The 21,773-nt window shown below is 35.6% G+C and carries 20 protein-coding genes; 6 read left to right on the forward strand and 14 right to left on the reverse strand.

Annotated features, from left to right (window positions below):
* Nucleotides 1-11: 11 nt before the first annotated feature.
* On the forward strand, nt 12-494 hold the full coding sequence (locus DBO93_RS08170) for a hypothetical protein (protein ID WP_108455887.1): 483 nt from the start codon (nt 12-14) through the stop codon (nt 492-494).
* Nucleotides 495-582: 88 nt separating this feature from the next.
* Here DBO93_RS08170 and DBO93_RS08175 read toward each other — a convergent pair whose 3' ends face one another.
* Nucleotides 583-1,422, reverse strand: a complete 840-nt coding sequence (locus DBO93_RS08175; protein ID WP_162533753.1) for a universal stress protein — start codon at nt 1,420-1,422, stop codon at nt 583-585.
* A gap of 296 nt (nt 1,423-1,718) precedes the next feature.
* Here DBO93_RS08175 and DBO93_RS08180 point away from each other — a divergent pair, with 296 nt between their 5' ends.
* Nucleotides 1,719-2,507, forward strand: coding sequence for a hypothetical protein (locus DBO93_RS08180; protein WP_108455889.1), 789 nt, complete (start codon nt 1,719-1,721; stop codon nt 2,505-2,507).
* A gap of 15 nt (nt 2,508-2,522) precedes the next feature.
* On the forward strand, nt 2,523-3,416 hold the full coding sequence (locus tag DBO93_RS08185) for a mechanosensitive ion channel family protein (RefSeq protein ID WP_108455890.1): 894 nt from the start codon (nt 2,523-2,525) through the stop codon (nt 3,414-3,416).
* A gap of 105 nt (nt 3,417-3,521) precedes the next feature.
* Here the strand turns inward: DBO93_RS08185 and DBO93_RS08190 are convergent, their stop codons facing one another.
* The 7 genes from DBO93_RS08190 to DBO93_RS08220 all read right to left on the reverse strand — a co-directional run bounded on the left by DBO93_RS08190 (nt 3,522) and on the right by DBO93_RS08220 (nt 11,941).
* The gene (locus DBO93_RS08190; RefSeq protein ID WP_108455891.1) at nt 3,522-3,977 is read right to left on the reverse strand and encodes a group 1 truncated hemoglobin; all 456 of its coding nucleotides are present in this window, start codon (nt 3,975-3,977) and stop codon (nt 3,522-3,524) included.
* Nucleotides 3,977-4,810 (reverse strand): DUF3034 family protein, encoded by an 834-nt coding sequence (locus tag DBO93_RS08195; protein ID WP_108455892.1) that lies wholly within the window; start codon nt 4,808-4,810, stop codon nt 3,977-3,979. Before DBO93_RS08195 ends, DBO93_RS08190 begins: the two co-directional genes overlap by 1 nt.
* Nucleotides 4,803-7,055: an EAL domain-containing protein gene (locus tag DBO93_RS08200; protein WP_162533754.1), complete on the reverse strand. Its 2,253-nt coding sequence runs from the start codon at nt 7,053-7,055 to the stop codon at nt 4,803-4,805. Before DBO93_RS08200 ends, DBO93_RS08195 begins: the two co-directional genes overlap by 8 nt.
* Nucleotides 7,056-7,110: 55 nt before the next feature.
* Complete coding sequence (locus DBO93_RS08205) at nt 7,111-7,770, reverse strand: methylamine utilization protein (RefSeq protein WP_108455894.1); 660 nt, start codon at nt 7,768-7,770, stop codon at nt 7,111-7,113.
* A gap of 192 nt (nt 7,771-7,962) precedes the next feature.
* Nucleotides 7,963-9,651 carry a GGDEF domain-containing response regulator gene (locus DBO93_RS08210; protein ID WP_239059147.1) on the reverse strand — a complete coding sequence of 563 codons (1,689 nt, stop codon included), beginning with the start codon at nt 9,649-9,651 and terminating at the stop codon, nt 7,963-7,965.
* Nucleotides 9,652-9,693: 42 nt separating this feature from the next.
* Nucleotides 9,694-10,119: a response regulator gene (locus DBO93_RS08215; protein WP_108455896.1), complete on the reverse strand. Its 426-nt coding sequence runs from the start codon at nt 10,117-10,119 to the stop codon at nt 9,694-9,696.
* A 49-nt stretch (nt 10,120-10,168) separates the two neighbouring features.
* Complete coding sequence (locus tag DBO93_RS08220) at nt 10,169-11,941, reverse strand: CHASE domain-containing protein (protein WP_108455897.1); 1,773 nt, start codon at nt 11,939-11,941, stop codon at nt 10,169-10,171.
* Between the two features lie 539 nt (nt 11,942-12,480).
* On the opposite strand from DBO93_RS08220, the gene DBO93_RS08225 reads away from it, so the two are divergent.
* Nucleotides 12,481-13,116, forward strand: coding sequence for an ABC transporter substrate-binding protein (locus DBO93_RS08225; RefSeq protein ID WP_162533755.1), 636 nt, complete (start codon nt 12,481-12,483; stop codon nt 13,114-13,116).
* A 208-nt stretch (nt 13,117-13,324) separates the two neighbouring features.
* Nucleotides 13,325-13,996 carry a mechanosensitive ion channel family protein gene (locus tag DBO93_RS08230; protein WP_108455899.1) on the forward strand — a complete coding sequence of 224 codons (672 nt, stop codon included), beginning with the start codon at nt 13,325-13,327 and terminating at the stop codon, nt 13,994-13,996.
* A 490-nt stretch (nt 13,997-14,486) separates the two neighbouring features.
* Here the strand turns inward: DBO93_RS08230 and DBO93_RS08235 are convergent, their stop codons facing one another.
* From DBO93_RS08235 to rimK, 4 genes are read right to left on the reverse strand one after another with little or no spacing between them, the layout of a single operon-like run.
* Complete coding sequence (locus DBO93_RS08235) at nt 14,487-15,374, reverse strand: mechanosensitive ion channel domain-containing protein (protein WP_108455900.1); 888 nt, start codon at nt 15,372-15,374, stop codon at nt 14,487-14,489.
* Nucleotides 15,375-15,401: 27 nt separating this feature from the next.
* A complete protein-coding gene (locus DBO93_RS08240) occupies nt 15,402-15,833 on the reverse strand; it encodes an ATP-dependent zinc protease (protein WP_108455901.1) in 432 nt (143 codons plus the stop codon).
* A 16-nt stretch (nt 15,834-15,849) separates the two neighbouring features.
* Nucleotides 15,850-16,872 (reverse strand): succinylglutamate desuccinylase/aspartoacylase family protein, encoded by a 1,023-nt coding sequence (locus DBO93_RS08245; protein WP_108455902.1) that lies wholly within the window; start codon nt 16,870-16,872, stop codon nt 15,850-15,852.
* Nucleotides 16,873-16,877: 5 nt separating this feature from the next.
* Complete coding sequence (rimK, locus tag DBO93_RS08250; protein ID WP_108455903.1) at nt 16,878-17,783, reverse strand: 30S ribosomal protein S6--L-glutamate ligase; 906 nt, start codon at nt 17,781-17,783, stop codon at nt 16,878-16,880.
* A gap of 137 nt (nt 17,784-17,920) precedes the next feature.
* Between rimK and DBO93_RS08255 the strand changes: the two genes are divergently transcribed.
* A complete protein-coding gene (locus DBO93_RS08255) occupies nt 17,921-18,766 on the forward strand; it encodes a LysR family transcriptional regulator (protein ID WP_108455904.1) in 846 nt (281 codons plus the stop codon).
* A gap of 271 nt (nt 18,767-19,037) precedes the next feature.
* Here the strand turns inward: DBO93_RS08255 and DBO93_RS08260 are convergent, their stop codons facing one another.
* Both DBO93_RS08260 and DBO93_RS08265 read right to left on the reverse strand, forming a co-directional pair.
* Entirely contained in the window at nt 19,038-20,342 is a 1,305-nt protein-coding gene (locus tag DBO93_RS08260; protein ID WP_108455905.1) for an NAD(P)/FAD-dependent oxidoreductase, read from the reverse strand.
* 452 nt (nt 20,343-20,794) lie between these two features.
* Nucleotides 20,795-21,661, reverse strand: a complete 867-nt coding sequence (locus tag DBO93_RS08265) for a LysR substrate-binding domain-containing protein (RefSeq protein ID WP_108455906.1) — start codon at nt 21,659-21,661, stop codon at nt 20,795-20,797.
* Nucleotides 21,662-21,773 lie beyond the last annotated feature (112 nt).

Below are 21,773 nucleotides of genomic sequence, written 5' to 3' on the forward strand. Positions count from 1 at the left end.
AAAAGGTATTTATGTCAGCAGATTTAACAAATGCAAATAACGCAACATCAGAAGTTTTAGTTGCGGCGGTGAGCATTCCAAGACGTCACCCATTAATTAACTGGTTATTAGCTATACTCATTGCAACGCTTGGTGTTTATTTATCCATTATCCAATATGCGGGTTTAGAGTGGCTTTCTCGCAGTGGCTGTTTAATTGCCGTACTAGGTGTTTGGTCAGGGCTGGGCGGCATAATACAAGAGCGCTTATTGATAGGGCGGCTTAATTTTCATCATAGGATCACACTGGCTCGCGCAAAAAGAAATCTGCGTAGACTAAAAGTTTCAAATGAAAATATGGAAAGCAAAATTCAAACTATTGAAGATGACTTTGAAGAAAAAACCGAAAAAATATTGCAAGCTGTAAGGTTACAGCTTGGTATTCTAGAAGTATCGTTACTTATTACCGGTACTTTATTATGGGGATTTGGCGATTTATTTTTTATTATCAAATAAATAGCTTAAAAAAATCTATGCCTAATATGTTAATGAATAACCAAAAAATTTGATTTTTTCATTCGGTCATTAGGCACAACGCTGATAATTAAGGTGTATTAATTAACACTAGATCACAACTTTGGTGGCTAAGTAGTGCTGAAATGGTTGAACCGTTAAGCCACTTATCAAATAAACTGTGCTCTCTACATCCTAAAACGATAAAGTCTACTTTGTTATTGTCAGCGTATGATAATAAAGCGTCTTCAGGTGTACCACGGGTGAACGATATTACACTTTTGGAACACTTAATTGTTTTAGCAAAGCGATAAATTTGTTCTTTATGTAGCGCTTCAATTTGTTTTTCGTATTCTATCGCCAAAGGTGGAATATGTATTACATGTAGTAGGTATGGCTCTGATTGTTCAGCAGGCGTGCACCATTTACGCATAAATTCAACGACTTTCATATCAGACTCATTATCCTCATCATCTTCATGAAAAGGGTCTATCGCCCCAACGGCTTTGCCATCTGAGTACCATTTCTCTTGATTGATAATAAACACGGTACTTTTATTCTGGCTGATATGTTGATTATCAGCAGAAGTCAGGCCAGTTTTAGATCGAACAATAACAATTGGGTCTAGTTTAGCTGCGTTACTATTCACTTGTTTTGACCAGTATTTATCTTTGCACTGATAAACACTAGACTTTGGAAAATGCTTTTTAATTTTTAGTTCAATTTGAGCAATTTTACTCTCATGGTTTGCTTGTAACTCACCCGAAATACCGGCCAGTTCATGAGTAAAATAACGTCGATCAAATAACCGTTGGTGATGATGTAAATACCATATAACATTTGCTGAAAGTTTATTTTGCAGCAAAGTTATTTTCGAAAGAGTGGCGTGAGTAACTTCCAAATCTGACAAAACAATGTGTAATGTTGTCATGAAACGTTCCTTTGGGGAGTAAATGATTAATAGCGATAAAAGCCAGTTTGTAAGAGGCATTGGGTATATACACAAGTGCCTTAAGATAGCATAATCTATAAATATAGAAAGCTATTGTTATCCCATTTCAATTCAATAGTAAGTTTACTTTGCAGTAAATAAAGTTATTAATTTCTCTGCTTTTTCCAAGTAAGGAAATACATGGGTAATAGTAAAAGCTAGCATCAATAATCAATCATTTTTAGGCACTATAAATGCCATTAAGTTAACAAAAATTTAAAGTAGAGATAAGTGAAATGGCAGAAAATGCTTGGTGGGGTGAGTTTACGTTTAACCTTAAACAACAACGTTGCTGGCGACTCGGCGATAGGTCAATAATATTACAACGCTTCGAAAATGAATGGAATAGCTGGAATTTAGAATCTGATGTTGAAAATGACGAGGAAATGGTCGTTGGTGAGCCTGTTGAAGATTGTTGTATAGAGCAAGCAAAATTTGGCCGATACCTACAACAAAGCACGTCAGAGAGAATACAAGTATTGCCTTTGCTTGCCGATCGCTCCGTTGTGGCAAGACCAGACACTCCTTTAACTTTGCTTGCAGGAGAAAAAGCGCGCTTATATGTTAGTACGCCTATTTGGTTTTCAGCTAAATTACAGCCTAAAGGTGAGAAGCTATTAGATCTACCTTTTTGGCGGCCTTCGGACTCCTGGTTTGGACCATCGACACGTATCGGGCAAATTTGTTACGCAAAATATACTGCAGCTCGTATTCAATTAACTAATATCGAAAAAAGAGCGCATAGGGCAATTACTCCGATCACTGTAATTAATAACCATAGTGAATCTTTAACCATAGAGCGTATTAATGTGCCGGTGACATTATTGCATTTATATTCGGATGAAGCGTCTCAGCTTTGGACTACAGGTATATCGGTGCACCGTGGTAGTCATATCGATAATGTTGAATTACACCTTGATAAACACGCCCCCGTTGAAGCGATATCCTCAGTCTTAGTGAGTAACCCCAGAGTGGCTTCAGAACAAAGTATACTGATACGTAGTATTAGTAGTTTATTTGCTTAATTAAAGAGAATTATTGTGAAAGACATTATAGCGTTTATCGATCTTCTTAAAGCCTCACATTTATTTGCACTATGTCAGGCACTTTTATTGTTTATTATAGGCTTTATAATAGCTAAATTAATCAGCACTGCAGTGGTTAAACTCGCAAAACATAAACTGACAGCGCATGGACAGCTATTTTTAAAAAGGTTGGTTTTTTATGGGCTTTTAGCCTTAGTCACCATTTCAGCATTAGATAACGTAGGTATTGATCTCAGTATAATGTTGGGAGCAGCGGGAATTTTTACTGTTGCTTTAGGCTTTGCATCTCAAACGTCTGCCTCAAACCTCATTAGTGGTTTATTTTTGATGATCGAGCGACCATTTTCTATTACGGATGTTATTAAAGTTAACGACATCACCGGAGAGGTTATTTCGATAGACTTACTGTCGGTTAAGTTACGCACATTTGACAATCTGTTTGTTCGTATTCCGAATGAAAGCATGATCAAAAGTGCCGTTACTACGTTAACTAAATATCCTATTCGCCGTGCTGATTTAAAAATTGGTATCGCTTACAAAGAAGATATTGAGAAAGTACGTAATCTATTGCTAGATCTAGCGTCGAAAAATTTAATTTGTTTAGAAGAGCCGGCTCCCGTTTTTATAATAACTGGCTTTGGTAGTTCGTCGATTGATATTCAGTTTTCTGTGTGGTCGAGACGGGAGAACTTTTTAGCGTTGAAAAATAGTATGTATACAGAGATTAAAAACGCCTTTGATCAACAGGGCATTGAAATACCATTTCCACATGTTAGCTTATACGCAGGAACAGCAACTGCGGCTTTCCCTGTATCAGCAACAGTTAATGATAAAGTTGAAGCTAGCGCCACTGAGCCCAGCCAAATTGAGCCAAATACTAAAAGCTAATATATTCTAGTAACTAACTGAAATGACTTTTAAAGCGTGTGCTAGGCAGGAAGGGGAAAGATGTAAACGCTAGCTTTACAGTGTATTTGCTAGCGTTAATATGAATTACATTTTAAAAATGCTTTCTCTAAGCGGTGCAAGTCGTGCTAATAACTGATTTTGAATCGGGTAGCTAATATTAGCTTCGTCCATTGCGCTGATAAATAATTCTACAAAGTGATTAAACTGATTTGTATCGATATACATGCCTCTATGAATATCTTGCATAGTATCGCCATTATACTGACATGGTCCATCTGTGATATGGCATAAATACACCGATAATTTTTCTTTAAAATTGGTGACATTACTTTGAGCAAAGTGCGCGAAAACTACTTCATCTTGGCCAATAATGTTGACTAAATTATCAATGATTTTATCAATAGCGGGTTTTTGACCTATTTGTTGATAGAGACTAGGTTCATTATCAACAGCGGTATTGTTAGGCGAAGCGCAAGAAATACAGCCAACTAAAAGCATTAACAGCGCTGATTTTGTTATTGTTGTCATTTCAATTTTCATTATAGATACCACATAGTAGATAAATACCAGCCAGTTTGTTTATCGATAGCAGCTATGCTGCCCAAATCAACATAGGCTAAAGTAACGCTGAAGTGTTTATTTGGAAACCATGCTACAAAAACATCCTTCCAGTGGTTTTCACCTAAGCCTAAGTTATCGGGTTTTTGCCTAAACTCAACCCCTACAGCTAAATGTCTATTCAGTAAAATCGCCGTTGATGCTTCCAATTGAATTTTATTTCTTTCATTAGCACCGCCAAAACCTAACAAGCCAATTTGGTTACTTTTAGTATGCCTTGCAGTAATATTCCATAACCAGTTATAGCCATTAATAAACCCTAAATGCAACTTACTGGCCGCAATATATACATCAGTACCCGAATCTTTCTCTGCACCGAGTGCGAAGGCTACATCACTTGTTTTTAATCTTTTTGATTGAATACCTAAACTCACTTGTGGCATTGATGTGTAAACCAAATCACCAAATAAGTTAATTTTCGCACCAATAATCGTTTGTTTTAAATCAAGATTAAGTGGGTTTACTTCAAAGGTTTGCTTCGCATAAGACAACTCGACTTTGTCATAAAAATTTGCTTGAACACCACAGCTATCTAATGAGAAATCTTTTACGGTAACTCGGCTGCATGAAGCACTGGCTGAAACACTGTCCTCGGTTGCATAACCGGCTAATTGCGCCCAAGGAACAATACCACCACCACCCGAACCTTCAATTTGTGAAACACCTGGTGTGGCAAGTATTTTTCCTTCGGCTAAACAGTTAGCCGAAAAAACACTAAAAAAACACGCATAAAGTAATGGGGTAAATTTATTCATAATCATCTAACCATATTAGTAAGTCTGCTGATTTAATTGGGCGAGAAATAAAATAACCTTGAACGTGGTTACATTTCATCGATTTGAGCATATCTAATGATGCTTTATTTTCTACACCTTCTGCCACCACACTTAAACCCAACTGGTGGCTTAACTCTATGGTCGATTTTACAATATATTGGTCTTTTTCTGAAGTGTCGAGCTCAAGTATAAAGGCCTTATCTATTTTTAATTCATCAATAGGTAACTGTTTTAACTTACCTAAAGAAGATTGCCCAATGCCGTAATCGTCGACTGAAATTTGTATACCGGTCTTTTTCAAATGCTTAAGTCTACTGACCACGAGATCTTCATTAGTCATAATATCGCGTTCTGTTATTTCTAATGTAATTAAGTTAGGGTCAATACTGTATTGGGATATTTTTTGAAAAACATAATCGATAAAGTCCGGGTGAGAAATATCTTGTGCCGAGATATTAATTGCTACTTTTAGTCTTATATTTTTAGCAAGCCACTCTTGTTGCTGCTTAAGTACGGTATCAATTACCCAGTGAGTCAGTTTTATAATAAGACCAGACTGTTCAGCTAAATGAATAAATAATTCCGGCGAAACAAATTGACCATCAGTTTTTATCCAACGTATTAACGACTCTACTTTTTCTATTTGTCCATTTTCTAAATTTAACTTAGGCTGATAAACCATAAACAACTCACCGTTGTCACGTTTCATTGTTTCTCTAAGTTCTTCAAGCAAACTTAATCTTTCTAAATAAGCTTCGTCTTCACCTTCTTTATAAGCTCTTATTGTGGTATTTTCTGCTCTTGCTGCTTCTAACGCTATAGTCGTTCTTCTAATAATTTCTTTTGCACTGTTGCTTTGTTCAGGGAAGGTACAAATACCTATACGGTAATTTAAATTCAACCAAAGATTATTCACTTGCAGCGGGGCACGTAACTGGTTTAAAAAATGTTCAACTAAATCTTCAGAACTTTCACCATGCGATAGCTTAATAACCAAACAAAATTCAGTGCCTGAAAAGCGGCCTATCATCAAGGTTTTGTCCTGATAAATATTTTTAGCACGTTGAGCAATTGCTTTTAGTGCGCCATCGCCAATGCCGGAGCCTAAACTGTCATTTATACGCTTAAAGTGTCGAACATTAATAGCCATAACCAATAATGATGAATAAGTCGTGTTGTCATGGTTTGAAATTGTTTTTGATAGTAAATCAAGTAACGTAGATCGGTTAAAAACGTCGGTTAGTGAATCATGTTTGGCTTGATAATTAATTTCACTTTCACGTTTTTCAATGCGTTCGCCCATTTTAATAAAACTATCGTATACGCGGGAAACTTCTAAACTGCCTACAGAAGTCATTTCTTTATGTTCGTAATTACCTTGAGCAAAATCACGTGTTAAGCGCGTTAATTGATAAAGTGGCTTGGTAAGCCTTATTGCAATAATACTAAAGGCAACGGTTGTAATAGCAATAATGAATAATGATATAAATAAAGTAATGACGACTAACTTATCTAGTTCAGTATAGCTTGGTGTTAAATCTACAGAAAGTTGCGCAGTATATTCATTACCTTGAGCATTAGTAAATACAATGAGTTTATTTTCGTAAATTTTTCTTTCAAATAATAACCAAGTGTTATCCGTTTCTTTAAAGTGTTTACTATGGGCTTTATCGGGATGTTGTAAAGACGATATTATAAGATTGTCTTGGGATAAAAAACTTACCTCAATCGCCATTAGTCTTTTTAATTCGTTAACAAAAGCTTGATCGATTTGGAATCCAATAATGGAATAAGCTATGGTTCTGGGTGCTTGCACAGGTAAAACAATGAGTTGATATAACTTATTGTCGAGCAACATTAACTGAGTTTTGTTTAAGTTTTGTTTTTCAGTGGTTAAGTTTTCAATGATAGAAGAGTCAACGTTAAGCTGACGATTACTAGAGGAAATAACTTTCCCGTTTAAGTCACTTAGTATCATTAAGCTCGCATTTATTCGAGAGCTATGGTTTTCTAATACACTAGAAATAGTAGCTCTGTCACGTGTCGCAACTGCCTGTTTGAAACCAAAATCTGCCGTTAATACTTTCGATGCTGTAAGGAGTAAATCTTCTTTGGCTTTTAAATATTCTATGAGTACATTTTCAGCACTGGTGATTCTTTGATCAATCTGTTGGCGGTGAGCTGTAACTGATTTCCAAATAGACACAGCTAAAAGGCTTGTCACGGTTAAAATAACCAGTGACACGCCCAGTAGGGTTATTTGCCAGCGTAAGGAAGCTTTACTCGCCATTCTGCTTGAATATAGTTTGGAATGTATTTCTTGGCTCAGGAGATTCAACGACTAAGTTAATCATAAACGAAGCCTGCTCGTTTGCTTTTTTAGTTAAGTTACCGTATTTGATGTTTTGTACACTGGTAAGTGAACTAGAATGCCAAACATTGACACTTTCGTACTTAATGGCATCGTCTAATTTAACTATGCCTTGCTCGTCAGTCATCAATACATGTTTTGAACCAGCGATATAAATGTATCCAACCATGGAGTCATGAATATTACAGCCTAAAACGGCTACGCCTGCTTTGTTAAATTGCAGCGGTGCTTCTGGCTTACCGGAATAAAGTTTTAACTCAAATGGGTTTACTGAAGAGAATGAATAGACATGATGCCTAATGTTGTCACTGTTTGGAAAATCAACCAAATCACCTTGTTGAATAACCAACACATCAGGCTTAAAAAGTTTATCAACTTGATCCATAATCAAAGTATTTGGCTCAGCAACTACAGTTGACATGGGAGTGGTATTCACAAACTCTAACACGGCATTTTTAACTGGCAAGCCTTGTTGATCTTGCACCAAAAATACGTCGGCGTATGTTTGAGGGCAAAGTACAATTAATGAAAGTGCCAATGCTGAGGTATTTAAAAAACGATTTTTCATAATTTCCTTTAAATAACTATATTTAAGCCTGAATTAGTATCAGTGCCTATTGGAAAATTACATCAACTACTTGCGTAATCTTAACATAAACTCAGGTTATGTTTTTACTGCTCCAATTGCAATAAAATATTGTTTATAAACCATAAGTTAAGCGCTATAAAGCGTTTAGTTTTACTTGAAAGCAGAGTAAAACTATAAGTACATTTTTTCTATCGTGCGGGCATCAAAAGGTTTAGAAAAATAATAACCTTGCACGCGTCGAATGTTAAGTTGTTGACAAAACTGTAAGCTTTTCTTGTTCTCAATACCTTCTGCCACAATATCAAGTGATAATGAATGTAACATTGCAGATAGACCTTCAATTAAAGCCCTAGTTTTTGGTTGTTCAGATTCCATTATCAATGACTTATCAATTTTAACCGTGTCAATTGGAAAGCTCTGTAAATGAGAAACTGATGAAAACCCACTGCCAAAATCATCCAATGCAATTCGACAACCCAAATTATTTATCAACTCTAATGTATCAATAGCTTGGTCACTGTTTTCAAGCAGGGCTGTTTCTGTTAATTCAAATTCGATAAGTTCAGCATTGACATGATACTTATCTAAGGTTCTATTAATAAATTGGAATAGCGTTTTATCAGATAATTGCACGCTAGATAAATTAATCGCAATTGAGTAGGCTTTGTTGTCACGTAAATTCCATATCGAAAGTTGATAGATAGCTTGATCAATCACCCAACGGCCAATATCTACTATGGCGCGAGAACACTCTGCAATAGTAATGAAGTTATCTGGATACAGTAATTTGTTTTGAAAATTCCAGCGTATTAATGCTTCAAAACCAACGATAGTTGATGTTGTAGTTTCAAAAACGGGTTGATAGTGCAATATAAATTCATTGCGCTCAACGGCACCTATTAAATTAGCTTCTATTTGATAGCGCTGAAGAAACTGTTCTTGCATTTTATCTTCAAAATAACATATTTGATTTCTACCAAGCTTTTTAGAACGGTACATTGCAATATCAGCATGTTTAAGTAATTCAGTGGCATTAACCGTACTGTCCGGGTAGATGGCAATGCCGATACTAGCTGTTACTTTTATTGAAATGCCAGCAATATCAAATGGCTTATCTAAAGTACTCAGTATACGCTTGGTAACTCTAGTTGCATTATCAATCGCTTGTAAGTTACTTAAGATAATGGCAAATTCGTCACCACCTAAACGAGCAAAAACTTCATTACCCCTTAAGCAGTCATTAACCCTTTGGGCTACTTGTATTAATATGTCATCGCCAACATGGTGGCCATAACTGTCATTTATAAATTTAAAATTATCAAGGTCAAACAGGGTGAGCGCTAACTTGGTATCTTCTCGAGATTTTTGTAAAATACTTAATTGTAATGCCTCTTCAAAAGAGTAACGATTATACAAACCCGTTAAGGTGTCGTGTTCGGCCAATTTTTTTGCTTGCTGGTAACTAACATGAAGCTTCTGTTCTAATTCAAACCTTGCTTGTGCTTGCACTATGGCACGCTGTAATCTTGATGTAGTTACTTCTGATTTTAATAAAAAATCTTGAGCGCCAGCTCTTACACACTCTAAAGCTAACTCAGTTTCTTCTGAGTTACTTAACATAATGACAGCTACACTGACATCCATTGACGCGTTTTTCAACTCGAGTAAAAGTTCAATACCGTCACGTTTAGGCATACGGTAATCAAGTAAAATAGCATCAAACTTCTTATCTGATAGCGCTGTTAAAGCCTCATCTACAGACTCGGTTTCTACAAAGTTAAAATGGGTAGTCGATTGATTTAATGTTCGTTTAATACTTTCTCGATCAACGATATCATCATCAACTATCAATATATTCACGTGATAAATTCCTTGTAAATGCGTTTTATTTGGCTTGCTAATTTAACTCTCTGGGAAATGCACTATTTTCCAATAACCTTTAAGCATTTTTACTATATCTAAAAAGCCTTCACCGACTTGTTCTTTAACAAAATAGCCGGCAATATTCTTTTTGTAACTAGCGGTTATATCTTCATCAGATTTTGACGTTGTTAATACAAATACTGTGCTTTGAGCTAACTCTGGATCTTCACGAATTGCTTCTAAAAACTCTAAACCATTCAAACGTGGCATTTGTAAATCTAATAATATGATATAGGGAGAAGGTACGGCGCCACTGCGCAGCAGATCTAAACCTTCTTGCCCGTCATTTGCCCTGATAATATTGTTGCCAATATACATTTTTTTAAAGGCACGCGTTATCGACATAGCGTCTATATCATCATCTTCAATCAGAAGCAGTGTTACTTCTTTGGGTTGTTCACTCATTTTTAAATTTTCGCCTTTCTCTATTGCTATTTAGCGTTATTTTTTAATGTTATTTTTCTATCGTAATTGGCCATGTTATTACGATGGTAGTACCACGTACACCATCGGATTGAATAGTTAAACTACCACCGTAATGTTCTACCGTTTTCTTCGATAATGACAAGCCCATTCCGCTGCCTTCAACTTTATCTCGTGGTCTTAAAGTTTGAAACATTTCAACGGCTTTATCAAACAGTTCAGCCGGAATACCTGGACCGTCGTCTTCGACACTAATAATATGCATGTCGTTAACTGCTTTGTAGTGTATTTGAATATGACCTTCGGTTTTATCATGATGCTTTATTGCATTTGAAATTAGGTTGCGTAGTACTACCTCTATTGGCGTTCTGGGTAATAGTAACACTTGTTTTTCAACTGATAATTTGAAAGTAATCGGATGGTCTAATAAACTAAAAATATCATTTGCTGTTGCTTTTAAGTCTAAAGGTTTTGCTTTGAACTCGTGACGACCAATACGGGCATAATCGAGCAAGTCGTCTAGCAATTTATTCATTCTTTCACTGCGATTGTTTAACAGTTTCAAATGTTCTTTAGAGCTGTCAGGTAAAATATTTTCACAATCTTCAGTTATCCAACTCACTAATTTTCTCATCGCATTCAGTGGTGATTTTAAATCATGTGAAGCAACATAGGCAAATTGTTCGAGATCTTGGTTTGACTTAGTTAATCGAGTTGTTTTAATTTTTAATTCACGCGTAATTTCGTCAGCATAAATAAGAGCTTGTTTGTTAGATCTGGACAAAACGATGAATAATGCTAAGAGTAAAAGGTCTATAACTACACCACCCGCCAATATAAAGTAAGGTTGGTTGGAGCCTGAAGCTTTTCTAAAGTTCAAGTTTGAGTTAATGGTAACTTGCCATTTTCGACCATAAAAATCTACATCTACTCGCTTACTAAATAACGGCTTAGGGTCTATTTTATCGGCAAGGGTATTGTCCATATCATTGTATAAAGACTGACCTGCATCACTGATTTTTATACTCACATGGCGTTGATCGACAGCTAGGGTACCGGAAATAAGTTTAGACATTATGAAGGGGGCATAAGCAACGCCTTCAATTGCGGCTTGTCGTTCACTTATCGTACTATGACTCATACCCTTTTTATAAAAAGGTGCGTAAAAAAGAAAACCTGGGGTTTTTTTGGCATCTTGCACCAAGGTGATAGGGCCGGTCAATTGCGCGAGACCTGTATCTCTGGCTTTTTTGACACCAAGGTATCTGTTTTCTTCAAATGCGACATCTAAACCAACAGCTTGTTTATTGGTTATCAATGGTTCAATAAAGGTTATAGGCCAAAGTTCATACGCGTTGTGTGATGGGTGTACGACAAAGTCAGGTCGGTTTTTTTTATGTTTTTCGATAAAGCTTAAGCGCTGATCTTTTTTTACTTTATAGATCACCCCTAAGCCATTAATGCCAGGATATGTTTCGTCTATTCGCAAACTATTGCTGTAGTTTTGCCATTGTTTGTTATCAATTTCTAATTCATTGGCATCAATATGAGCCACAGCGCCCCATAATGCGTGTTCGTATAACTGCATTCTTTCTTTAACAAGCTCGATTACATGCAAAGATTCACGCTCAAAACGTTCTGCTATTCTTTTGTTGACTTGTTCTGAGGCAATATACCAAGCACCAACGGTTAGAATTGAGGAAAGTGCGAGTATTAACCAATGAACGCCATGAAAACGGCTAGAGTCAATTAATTTCTGTCGCTCAATATCTGTATGGGTGATGTCAGTTGTTTCATTATTCATTAAAACATCTCTAAATGTTGTGTTAAATATTTAATAAATTAATCTGTTTAAATAAGGGTATGTATACAAAATTTAGTGCTACAAATTGTGAATAAACTAACTATATCATTAACATAATATAAAAATCAGGCTATTGCTAGAATATCGATTTTTATTGTGCATTATTAAATGTTATTACCATAATTAGCTTAAAAATTGATTGATTATTAAACGCATATGATTCTTAACCTATTCTAGTAAGTTACGTATGAAACAAGCGTAAAGATCAGAAACTTATAAAAACTAATATAAAAGAAAAATAATATTTAACATTATGATACGAAATCATTGATGGATTTAGAAATATATCCACTAGCTTTATTACAATATTAATTGCAATTTTTATGTGTAGATTCATATAAACACAGCATATTTTTCATGTTCTATTGACATATTTTTGTTTAATAAATTAATTTGATTACATTGAATAAATTAAAGCGTTTGCTAGCTTGAAACTAATCATTATAATTGTCGGTATACATAATTTATTGAGCTTTAAAATGAAAACCAAACGGGCGTTCAACACTAACTTACTCAGTGTTGTTTTTATTACGATGGCGTTACTTATATCTGCAACTGTTTTTGCTACAGCTGACGAGGCTAAAGTAAAAGTGAAAAACGTTTTTAGTCAGGTGGAAACCTCTCTAATTAAACTAAAAAAAGCGGATACGTTAACAAAAAATAATATCAGAGATGTGTTAAATCAGTATTTATTGCCTGAGGTTGATACGCGCTACTTTACTTATAAAGTGCTCAATAAAAACATGGCTAAGGTGCCAGATGATCTTAAAACGTCTTTTATCGCTGAATTGTCTCAACAACTTATTAACACTTATAGTAATTTGTTAAATAAATACAATAATGAAGTGATTAATATCGGCCAAAGTACCTTGTCTAAAAGCGGTAAAATAGCCATGGTAGATATTACTATTGTAGGTAAGAATAAAACCAACAAAGCAGTTGTAAAACTATTACAGTCAGATGAGCTTAATTGGCTTTTCTTTGATATTGAAGTTGAAGGTATAAGCTTATTGCAAACAAAACAGGCAGAAATAAACGCCAGTTTTAACAAATTAGGGGTAGAAGGTACCTTATCTCACTTGCAAAAAATCAATCAAAAAGTGGTTGAAGACTAATCATTGATTTTATTGTATTTAAGCATATCGTGTTTACAACTAATCTAAGGTAATTATTATTTTTTATATTGACACTGTCATTGAATTTTTATTACAGCACAAATTCATACTAACATTATTATTTATTATTGCTTTTTATAGTTTTAAAGCGATTACGATAAAGGTAATAAAAAGAAAATCTAAGAAGAGTAAAAGATTAAAAATTAATATGGTAAATAATATATTTACTCTGTTAGTGATTGTTTTTATTTTTAATATTTGGTCGAGTGAAATTCAAAAGTTTGCTTTTTCAATCGCGGCATTTATTGTTGCTATCGTACTTGCAACCAGAGAATTTATTCAATGTTTTATCGGTTTTATCTATATTTTAACTAGTCGTCCATTTCGTATTGGTGATTGGATACAAGTGGGTAAATATTATGGTGAGGTTCATTCTAATGATTGGGCAAAACTCACACTGTTAGAGGTTAATAAACACGATTATCAATACACAGGAAAAACCTTGTATGTGCCTAATAGTCAGTTAATTACTTCTGTTATCAAGAACCTGAACTTTTTAAAGCGCTACGCAATGCATCATTTCACGATAGTGCGCGATGATAGTGTGAACCCTTTTATTTTTCTTGATACATTGCATGAAAAAGCAAATTTGTATTGTATAGAATTTAAAGAGGTTGCGATTAGATATAACCAACTGATAGAAAATAGATTAGACATTAGTATTGCCGGGCCTGAGCCCCATATTCAGGTGTCAACATCTGAACTTGGTGATACTCAAATAGCGTTTTCAATTTTTTGTCCAACTGAAAAAGCATTAGGTATAGAACAAAAGCTTACTGCAGATTTTATGAAGTTATGGTTCGAAAATAAAAAGGATTAGTGTTTACATTACTTGAAGTCATGCTAAATTCTAGGAGCCTGTAACAATATCTGTTATAGGCTCCTAACCCTTTATAAATAAGCTTATATTGCTCATATCGTATTCCAAGCCAAGCATCTTTGTTAAGTATTTCAGGCCAGTATTCGAAACTTTATTTGTTGCTTTTACAGATTTTCCTTTGCTTACTGTGCCTGAACTTACTCAATTCAAATAACTAAAGACAAAACCATTCGACTGAAAGTCTTTGCAGTTCAAGTGAAAACTTACCTTAAATTCGTATGATTATTAATATGGCTGAGTAAGAACGTTAAATAATAACGTTAAATGGTAACGTTAAATAATAACCAGCATCTATTGTTGCACTGCCTGTATAGCGATTGAGGAAAATTTTGGATTGTTTAAATAATTTGGCCTGTGGAAATAAAAAGCCCCTGTAATATTTTATTACAGGGGCTTTACTTACAGATTAGTTAACATATTGCTTTGCTATTTAGTCGGCTTTTCGTTCACTTTTAACCAACTGTAGCGAGCCATCGATATGAATATCACGCTGAGGGAATGCAACCACAATGTCATTTTGTTCAAATAATTCCTCTAAACGAAATCTAACATTACTTTTTGCGACCCTTAAGCCTGTTTCTGCGCGCGAACTTATCCAGAATGTAACTTGAAACATTAATGAATTGTCGCCAAAGTCATCAAAAGTCACTAATGGTTTAGGTTCGGTAAGGGCTTCAGGTTGCTCAGTAGTCGCTTGCATAATTAATTCAGCTACTTTTTTAGCTGGTGAGCCATAGGCAACACCAACAGAAACTGAACACCGCACAAATTGGTCTACTAAGGTCCAATTCACAACCGTATTTTCGAGTAATTTACTGTTAGGAATAAGTAAATGAACACCATCTATACGTTTAATGCGTGTTGAGCGGGTATTAATTTCTTCCACTAAACCTTTAGTATCTTCAACTTCTAAAAAATCACCAATGCGAATAGGGCGTTCCCACATTAATATCCAACCACTAATAAAGTTATTGATAATGTTTTGTGCACCAAAACCAAAACCAATGGCAATCGCGCCAGATAAAAACGCAAAGGCGGCAATCGGCACATTCATAAAGTCTAATATGCTGATAATAATAACCGCTATGGCTATAACGAATAAAATCCGTTCAATTAAATGAATGACATTTGGGTCAGTTTTTTTCTTTCTTAAACGGTTACTGATTAACTTAATTAGCCATTTACTCAATAACAAACCAATGATAATGAGTAGGGGGATAAAAAGTATATCGCCTAATGTAACAGGTTGATCTGATACATTAATCACGTTAAAAGTCAGCAATGCTGTTATTTGTTCTACTATCTGTTCAAATGTCATATTATCGCCTCAATAAATGGTAATAAGTTAAGAACTTACAAATACTTTTGATGGGTCAACAAGAAACCTTTTACCTATAGCCTCTCTACCAAATAACATTAAGTAACTCATGTCTGAACGATCCGTTAACGTTATTTCAATCGACCAATTTATATCACCCAGTTGCACTGGCGTTAATATAACATAACGTTGTTCAGAGGTGCCATTTGAAGATTTAACTCTTCTGATGTCATGTATCGGCGCTTCACAAGAGATCATTTCATCAACATTGTAAACGTCTGGGTGTAAGTCAAACCTCACCATTATTTTGCCATCTTTTTTAAATTTGACAATGTTGTCAACATGGAGCGAAGACGTTTTCGCTCCCGTGTCAACGCGCACCTGTATATCAGCTATTGCTAACTCAGGTAACGCTATTGTTTCTAAACGTCCAATAATCGCTTTTTGTTTTGTAGTCATATTACGTTACCTTCTTTTACATACTGCTTTGCGGTAATAAGTTATCTTGAGAGCTCTCTATTTGTTGCGAGATGTGTTTATCATCTTCTTCAAAGTAAGCAATATGGAACATAGCTTCACCTTCTTGTACCAAAGGGATATTTTGTTGACCAATTAATATACCGGCTCTGCTTGCCGTAACTACATCTAAAATGTCGCCATACGGGCTGCCTATTTCAGCTAAAACATCACCTTTTTTAATTTGGTCGCCCAACTTAACGCGGTGATTGACAATACCACTACCATTCGCTCGCAACCATTGACTGCTGTTAGCTACAAACGGCGCTATTACTTTTTTACGAGTAGTTGAAGCTTTACGCATACCTAAATGTTTTAACACGTTAGTAATGCCTTTCATGCCTGCACGAATTGAGTATTCGTCAAAACGTAGGGCTTCACCGGCTTCATAAAGTAGCACTTTGGTTTTATGTTTTACTGCTGCTTCTCTTAAAGAACCATCAATAATGTTTGAGTTTAATACCACAGGTACGCCAAATACCATGGCTAACTCTTTAGTATCTTCACAAGACAAATCAGCGCGAATTTGCGGTAAATTTGAACGATGAATTGCACCCGTATGTAAATCAATGCCGTAATCACAATGCTTAACAATTTCATTAAGAAAAATGTGTGCTATGCGACCCGCCAGCGAACCTTTTGCTGAGCCAGGAAAGCATCGATTAAGATCACGACGGTCAGGCATATAGCGACTTTGGTTTACTACACCATATACATTGACCATAGGCACCGCTATTAAGGTGCCATGAGTGATTTTAAACTTCTTCTCACTGATTAATCGACGAATAATTTCGATACCATTTAATTCGTCGCCATGCACCGCAGCACTAATAAAAATAGTAGGCCCCGGTTTTTTTGCACGAATAATGTGTACAGGCAAAGATACATTAGCGTCGGTATATAGCTTGGCGACAGGCAACTCTATTTTGCGCTGTTCGCCAGGTAATATTTCAAACTCGCCTATTTTTAAAATATCTTTCATTCAACTTATCCTTTACCGCGCGTTTTATTAGCATGTGGCTTGGCATTTTTTTCTAAAAATTCAAAAATCATACCGGCAATATTTTTGCCTGTTGCTTTTTCTATGCCTTCTAAACCTGGAGAAGAGTTAACTTCCATTACCATAGGACCATTCTGTGAACGCAATAAATCAACACCACACATGTTCAAGCCCATAGCTTTTGCAGCACTAATCGCTGTATCACGCTCTGCTTTTGACAATTTAACCACTTCAGCACTTCCGCCGCGATGCAAGTTTGAACGGAATTCACCTTCAGCACCTTGACGTTTCATGGCAGCAACAACTTTACCACCAATAACTAAACAACGTATGTCAGCACCGCCGGCTTCTTTGATAAACTCTTGTACGAGAATGTTAGCTTTTAAGCCCATAAACGCTTCAATAATTGCTTCTGCAGCTTTGGCCGTATCAGCTAAAACAACACCAATACCTTGCGTACCTTCTAATAATTTAATTACAACGGGTGCGCCACCGACGTTTTTAATTAAATCTTTAGCGTTATCTGGCTTGCTAGCAAAACCTGTACGCGGCATGCCAATCCCTTTACGTGACAATAATTGTAAAGAACGTAATTTATCGCGTGAACGACTGATTGCAACAGATTCATTAATGTTGAATGTGCCCATCATTTCAAATTGGCGAGCAACAGCAGTACCATAGAATGTAACAGAAGCACCAATACGCGGAATAATGGCATCGTACATAGGTAATTCTTTACCGTGATAACGCACTTTAGAATTACTGCTAGTAATGTCCATATAACAATGCAAAGTGTCAATTACATCAACTTCATGACCCATAGCTTCGCCTGCTTCTTTAAGACGCTTTGTAGAGTAAAGATTTTTATTTCTTGATAAGATTGCAATTTTCATAGTGTTAATTCCGAATGTTTCACTTTTAAAAATAAAGTGAGGTAAATTTGTAAGTAAAGTGTATAGTCAAACTTTAAAATAATAAAACGCAATATTTTGGCTGGTTTAATCAAAAAAATTGATTAGAGAGGGTTTTTATGAAATTTGAATTATTAACGACATTTTTAGAAGTAAGTCGAACGTTACATTTTAGAGTCGCCTCTGAAAATCTTTTTATTACCCAATCAGCAGTGAGTGCAAGAATAAAGTTACTCGAAGATGACTTAGGTGTTCTCCTGTTCGACCGAAGTCATAAACATCTAAAATTAACTAGAGAAGGGCACAGGTTGATCAAGCACGCCAATGAATTACTCTTCATGTGGCAAAAAACCAAGCATGACGTCGGTGTAGCTGAGCATGATGCGATGCAACTGGCCATTGGCTCTATGAATTCTATTTGGGATATTGTTTTACAAGGTTGGTTGCAAAAAATTCACCGTAATTTAGACACCGTTAGTTTGTTTACCAGTACTTATTCGCCGATGGAGTTAAGAAAAAACGTTATTAATCGTACGGTTGATATTGCGTTTTTATTTGAGCCACCTTTTATTGAAGATTTGGTGACAGAGAAAGTATCAACGGTACCCTTGCACTTAGTAACCACAGATCCGGATCATGAAGATGGCATGAATGCTGAAGATTATATAATGGTAGATTATGGCGAGTCGGTAAACACTTTACACATGCGAGAATCTCAGAATGCACCACCGGCTAAACATTTTATGAGTCAACCACGTATTGCTTTAAACTACATTTTACAAGCAGGCGGCAGTGCACATTTACCTAGGCAAATGATATTTGAACACGTAGAAGCGCATAATTTATTTGTCGTTGAAAGTGCACCTGTTTATCATCGAGAAATCTTTGCTGTCTACTTAGCTAAAAGTCAAAAAACTGAAGTTATTAAACAAGTTATTGGTTTATTTCCGCAATTAGCGGTTTAGCAGGTTAAGTTGATTAGTTTTTTGACGAATAGTGCATATGTTGCTAGCTATTAACGTTAGTCTAGTTAACTAAGCGTTTAATTTACGGCTGACTTTATTTTTATACTCACCTGAAAAAAAGTTTAAAACCATGCTTAAAGACATGCTTAAAGCTATGCCTAAAGCTATGCCTAAAGCCAAGTTTAAAAATAAATGAAGAAGGTTAGCGACTTTAATTCACTAACCTTATTAAGTATGAGCAGACTTGTTGGAGAAAATTAGTGTGCTGAAACTAATGTAACTTCATTTTTGGTCGTACAACACGCAATATTTTTTCGCTGATCCACAAGGCAAGGGTTTTAGCCGTACCGTGAATGGCTTGCTGATGCATGCGATACAGTGATAAGTAAACAAATCTAGCTATTTTCCCTTCAACAAAGAAACTGCTGCTTGTTAGGTTGCCCATCAAATTACCGACAGTGCTGTAACGCGAAAGATTCACTAAAGAGCCATGATCGCTATAGATAAATTTACTTAGAGGTTGTTGTTTCAATGTAGCAATAAGGTTTTTTTCAACACATTGCGCCATTTGATGAGCCGATTGAGCGCGAGGAGGTACTTGTTTTCCATCCGGTTGTGTAAAGGCACAACAATCACCTAATACGAATATACTGTCATCAACGCTACTCTGTAAAAATTGGTTTACTAGAATTTGATTACTTCGCGTTAATTCAAAAATACCTAACTCTTTTATAAAGTCTGGCGCTTTTACACCCGCAGCCCACAGCATAATATTGGCATTAATATTCTCGTCTTCATTAGTGATAAAACCATACTCAGTGGCGGCTTTTACTTGAGTATTCTCTCGAACATTAACCCCTAACTTTAATAACTCACGTTTAGCACTCGTGGCAATTCTCTCAGGTAAAGCTGGTAGAATTCTTGGTCCAGCTTCAATTAAATGAATATGTAAGCGTTTGGCTGACATGTTTGTTAAGCCATATAACTTGAGTAACTCAGAAACATGATAAAGTTCAGCGGAAAGTTCTACACCAGTTGCGCCGCCTCCAACAATGGCAATATTAAGCGATTGTTGTTGATTATCATCTTGATGTAAACGAGTAAAACTGTCGAGCAAGGTATGCTGAAAACGCTCAGCTTGTTGATTTGAATCTAAAAAGTAACAGTGCTCTTTTATACCTGGAGTATTAAAGTCATTACTTACGCTACCGATGGCAATAACGAGATGATCATATTTTACCTTGCGTTCAGGTAAAATAATGTGATCGAGTTCATCATAAAGTGCTGCAAGTGTTATCGTTTTATTACTTTGGTCAATATTACAAAAAGTACCGAGTTGAAATCGGTAATAATGCTTAGCAGCGTGTGCAGAGTAAACAACACCATCTAAATCTGGGTCAATTGAGCCAGTGGCTACTTCATGAAGTAGTGGCTTCCAAATATGGGTGCGATTTTTGTCAATGAGTAAAATATCAGCGAGATTTTTTTTACCTAGCTTATGACCCAATTGTGTTGCCAATTCTAATCCGCCTGCACCTCCGCCAATAATGACGATTTTAGGTGTGGTATTACTCATAATTTTGTCCTAAAAATAAAATTTCAAAAACGATTAAATAAAAGAAAAGTCCTAAAGCCAAGGTTGTAAATACATCCTAAATTACCCAATAACTATACCATAAGAATTACTTTATCCAGCATCATCAATTATGATGAACTATGTAACCATGGAGACTAGTATTTTAAGGTGAAATAGATTGAAATTTTTATTTTTAATTACGTTCATGTATTTAATATTAAGTAGCTGGTGTTAATGTAATTAATTGAAAATAAAGGTTAATTATTTAAAAGTTGTACGTATATTTGACCTTGGCACATACAAAAGTTTTATGACTGCAAATGAAAAGTATAAGTTTTGATTGAGCGCATATTATAACCTTTTATTATAGGTTGGAGCTAATTGTGCTTAAGCCAAATATAAATGTATTAATTAGCAAAAAACGCAATTCACCCGATACTACTTAGGTGAATTTAAGCTAGTTGCTCAGCCAAGTAATCAACGAGTAGTCGTATTCTAGGAGAAAGGTGACGATTTTGTGGGTAAACTGCCCATATCCCTTCATCAGGAGCACGATAATTATCTAACAATGAAATAAGATCACCATTTTTAAGGTGTTGCTCAACATAATAATCAGGTAACTGAACTATACCTAAACCTTTCAATGCCGCGTCAGTCAAGCAATGACCATTGTTATAACGTAATCGACCTTTTAAACGCATACTTTTTTCTTTACCTAGCTCACTGAAATGCCAATAATCTGACGAGCCCAATAAACAACTATGCTGACTTAACTCTGCTATTGAGTGCGGAATACCATGATTGTCTAGGTAACTCGGTGAAGCACAAACATAATTGGCACGTTTGCCCAACTTTTTAGCCATCATTGACGAGTCACTTAACTTTCCTAAACGAATAGCTAAATCATAACCGTCTTCTGATAAGTCAATTTGTCGGTTGCTTAAATAAGCTGAAACTTCAACGTCGCTATGTTGCTTCACAAAATTATTTACCAGTGGCAATATTTGCTTTTCACCATAGGTTACAGGCGCTGTGAGCTTTATTTTTCCTTGAGGCTTAGATTGCAAATTGGTTATTGCGCGCTCTGCAGCGTCTAAACCGTCGAGTACACTGCGACAGTGCTGATAAAAAACTCGGCCTTCCTCGGTTAAAGAAACTTTGCGCGTTGTACGGTAAAATAATTTTATATTCAGGCGCTTTTCTAATGCACTTATTTGACGACTGACTTGCGCGGTCGATATTTCCATTTTCTTCGAAGCGAGTGTAAAACTCTCATTTTCAGCGACAAAAACAAACTCGCTAATACCTTCCCATTGCATGATTATTACCTATATGTACAAATGAATTGTAAATTAGCATATTACTATCCTCTTAGAAATAGATAGTATAAACCCAATTAATAATACGTAACTCTATTAGCATTGTTACTCA

Source organism: Colwellia sp. Arc7-D, assembly GCF_003061515.1.
In the GTDB taxonomy this organism is placed as follows: Bacteria; Pseudomonadota; Gammaproteobacteria; order Enterobacterales; family Alteromonadaceae; genus Cognaticolwellia.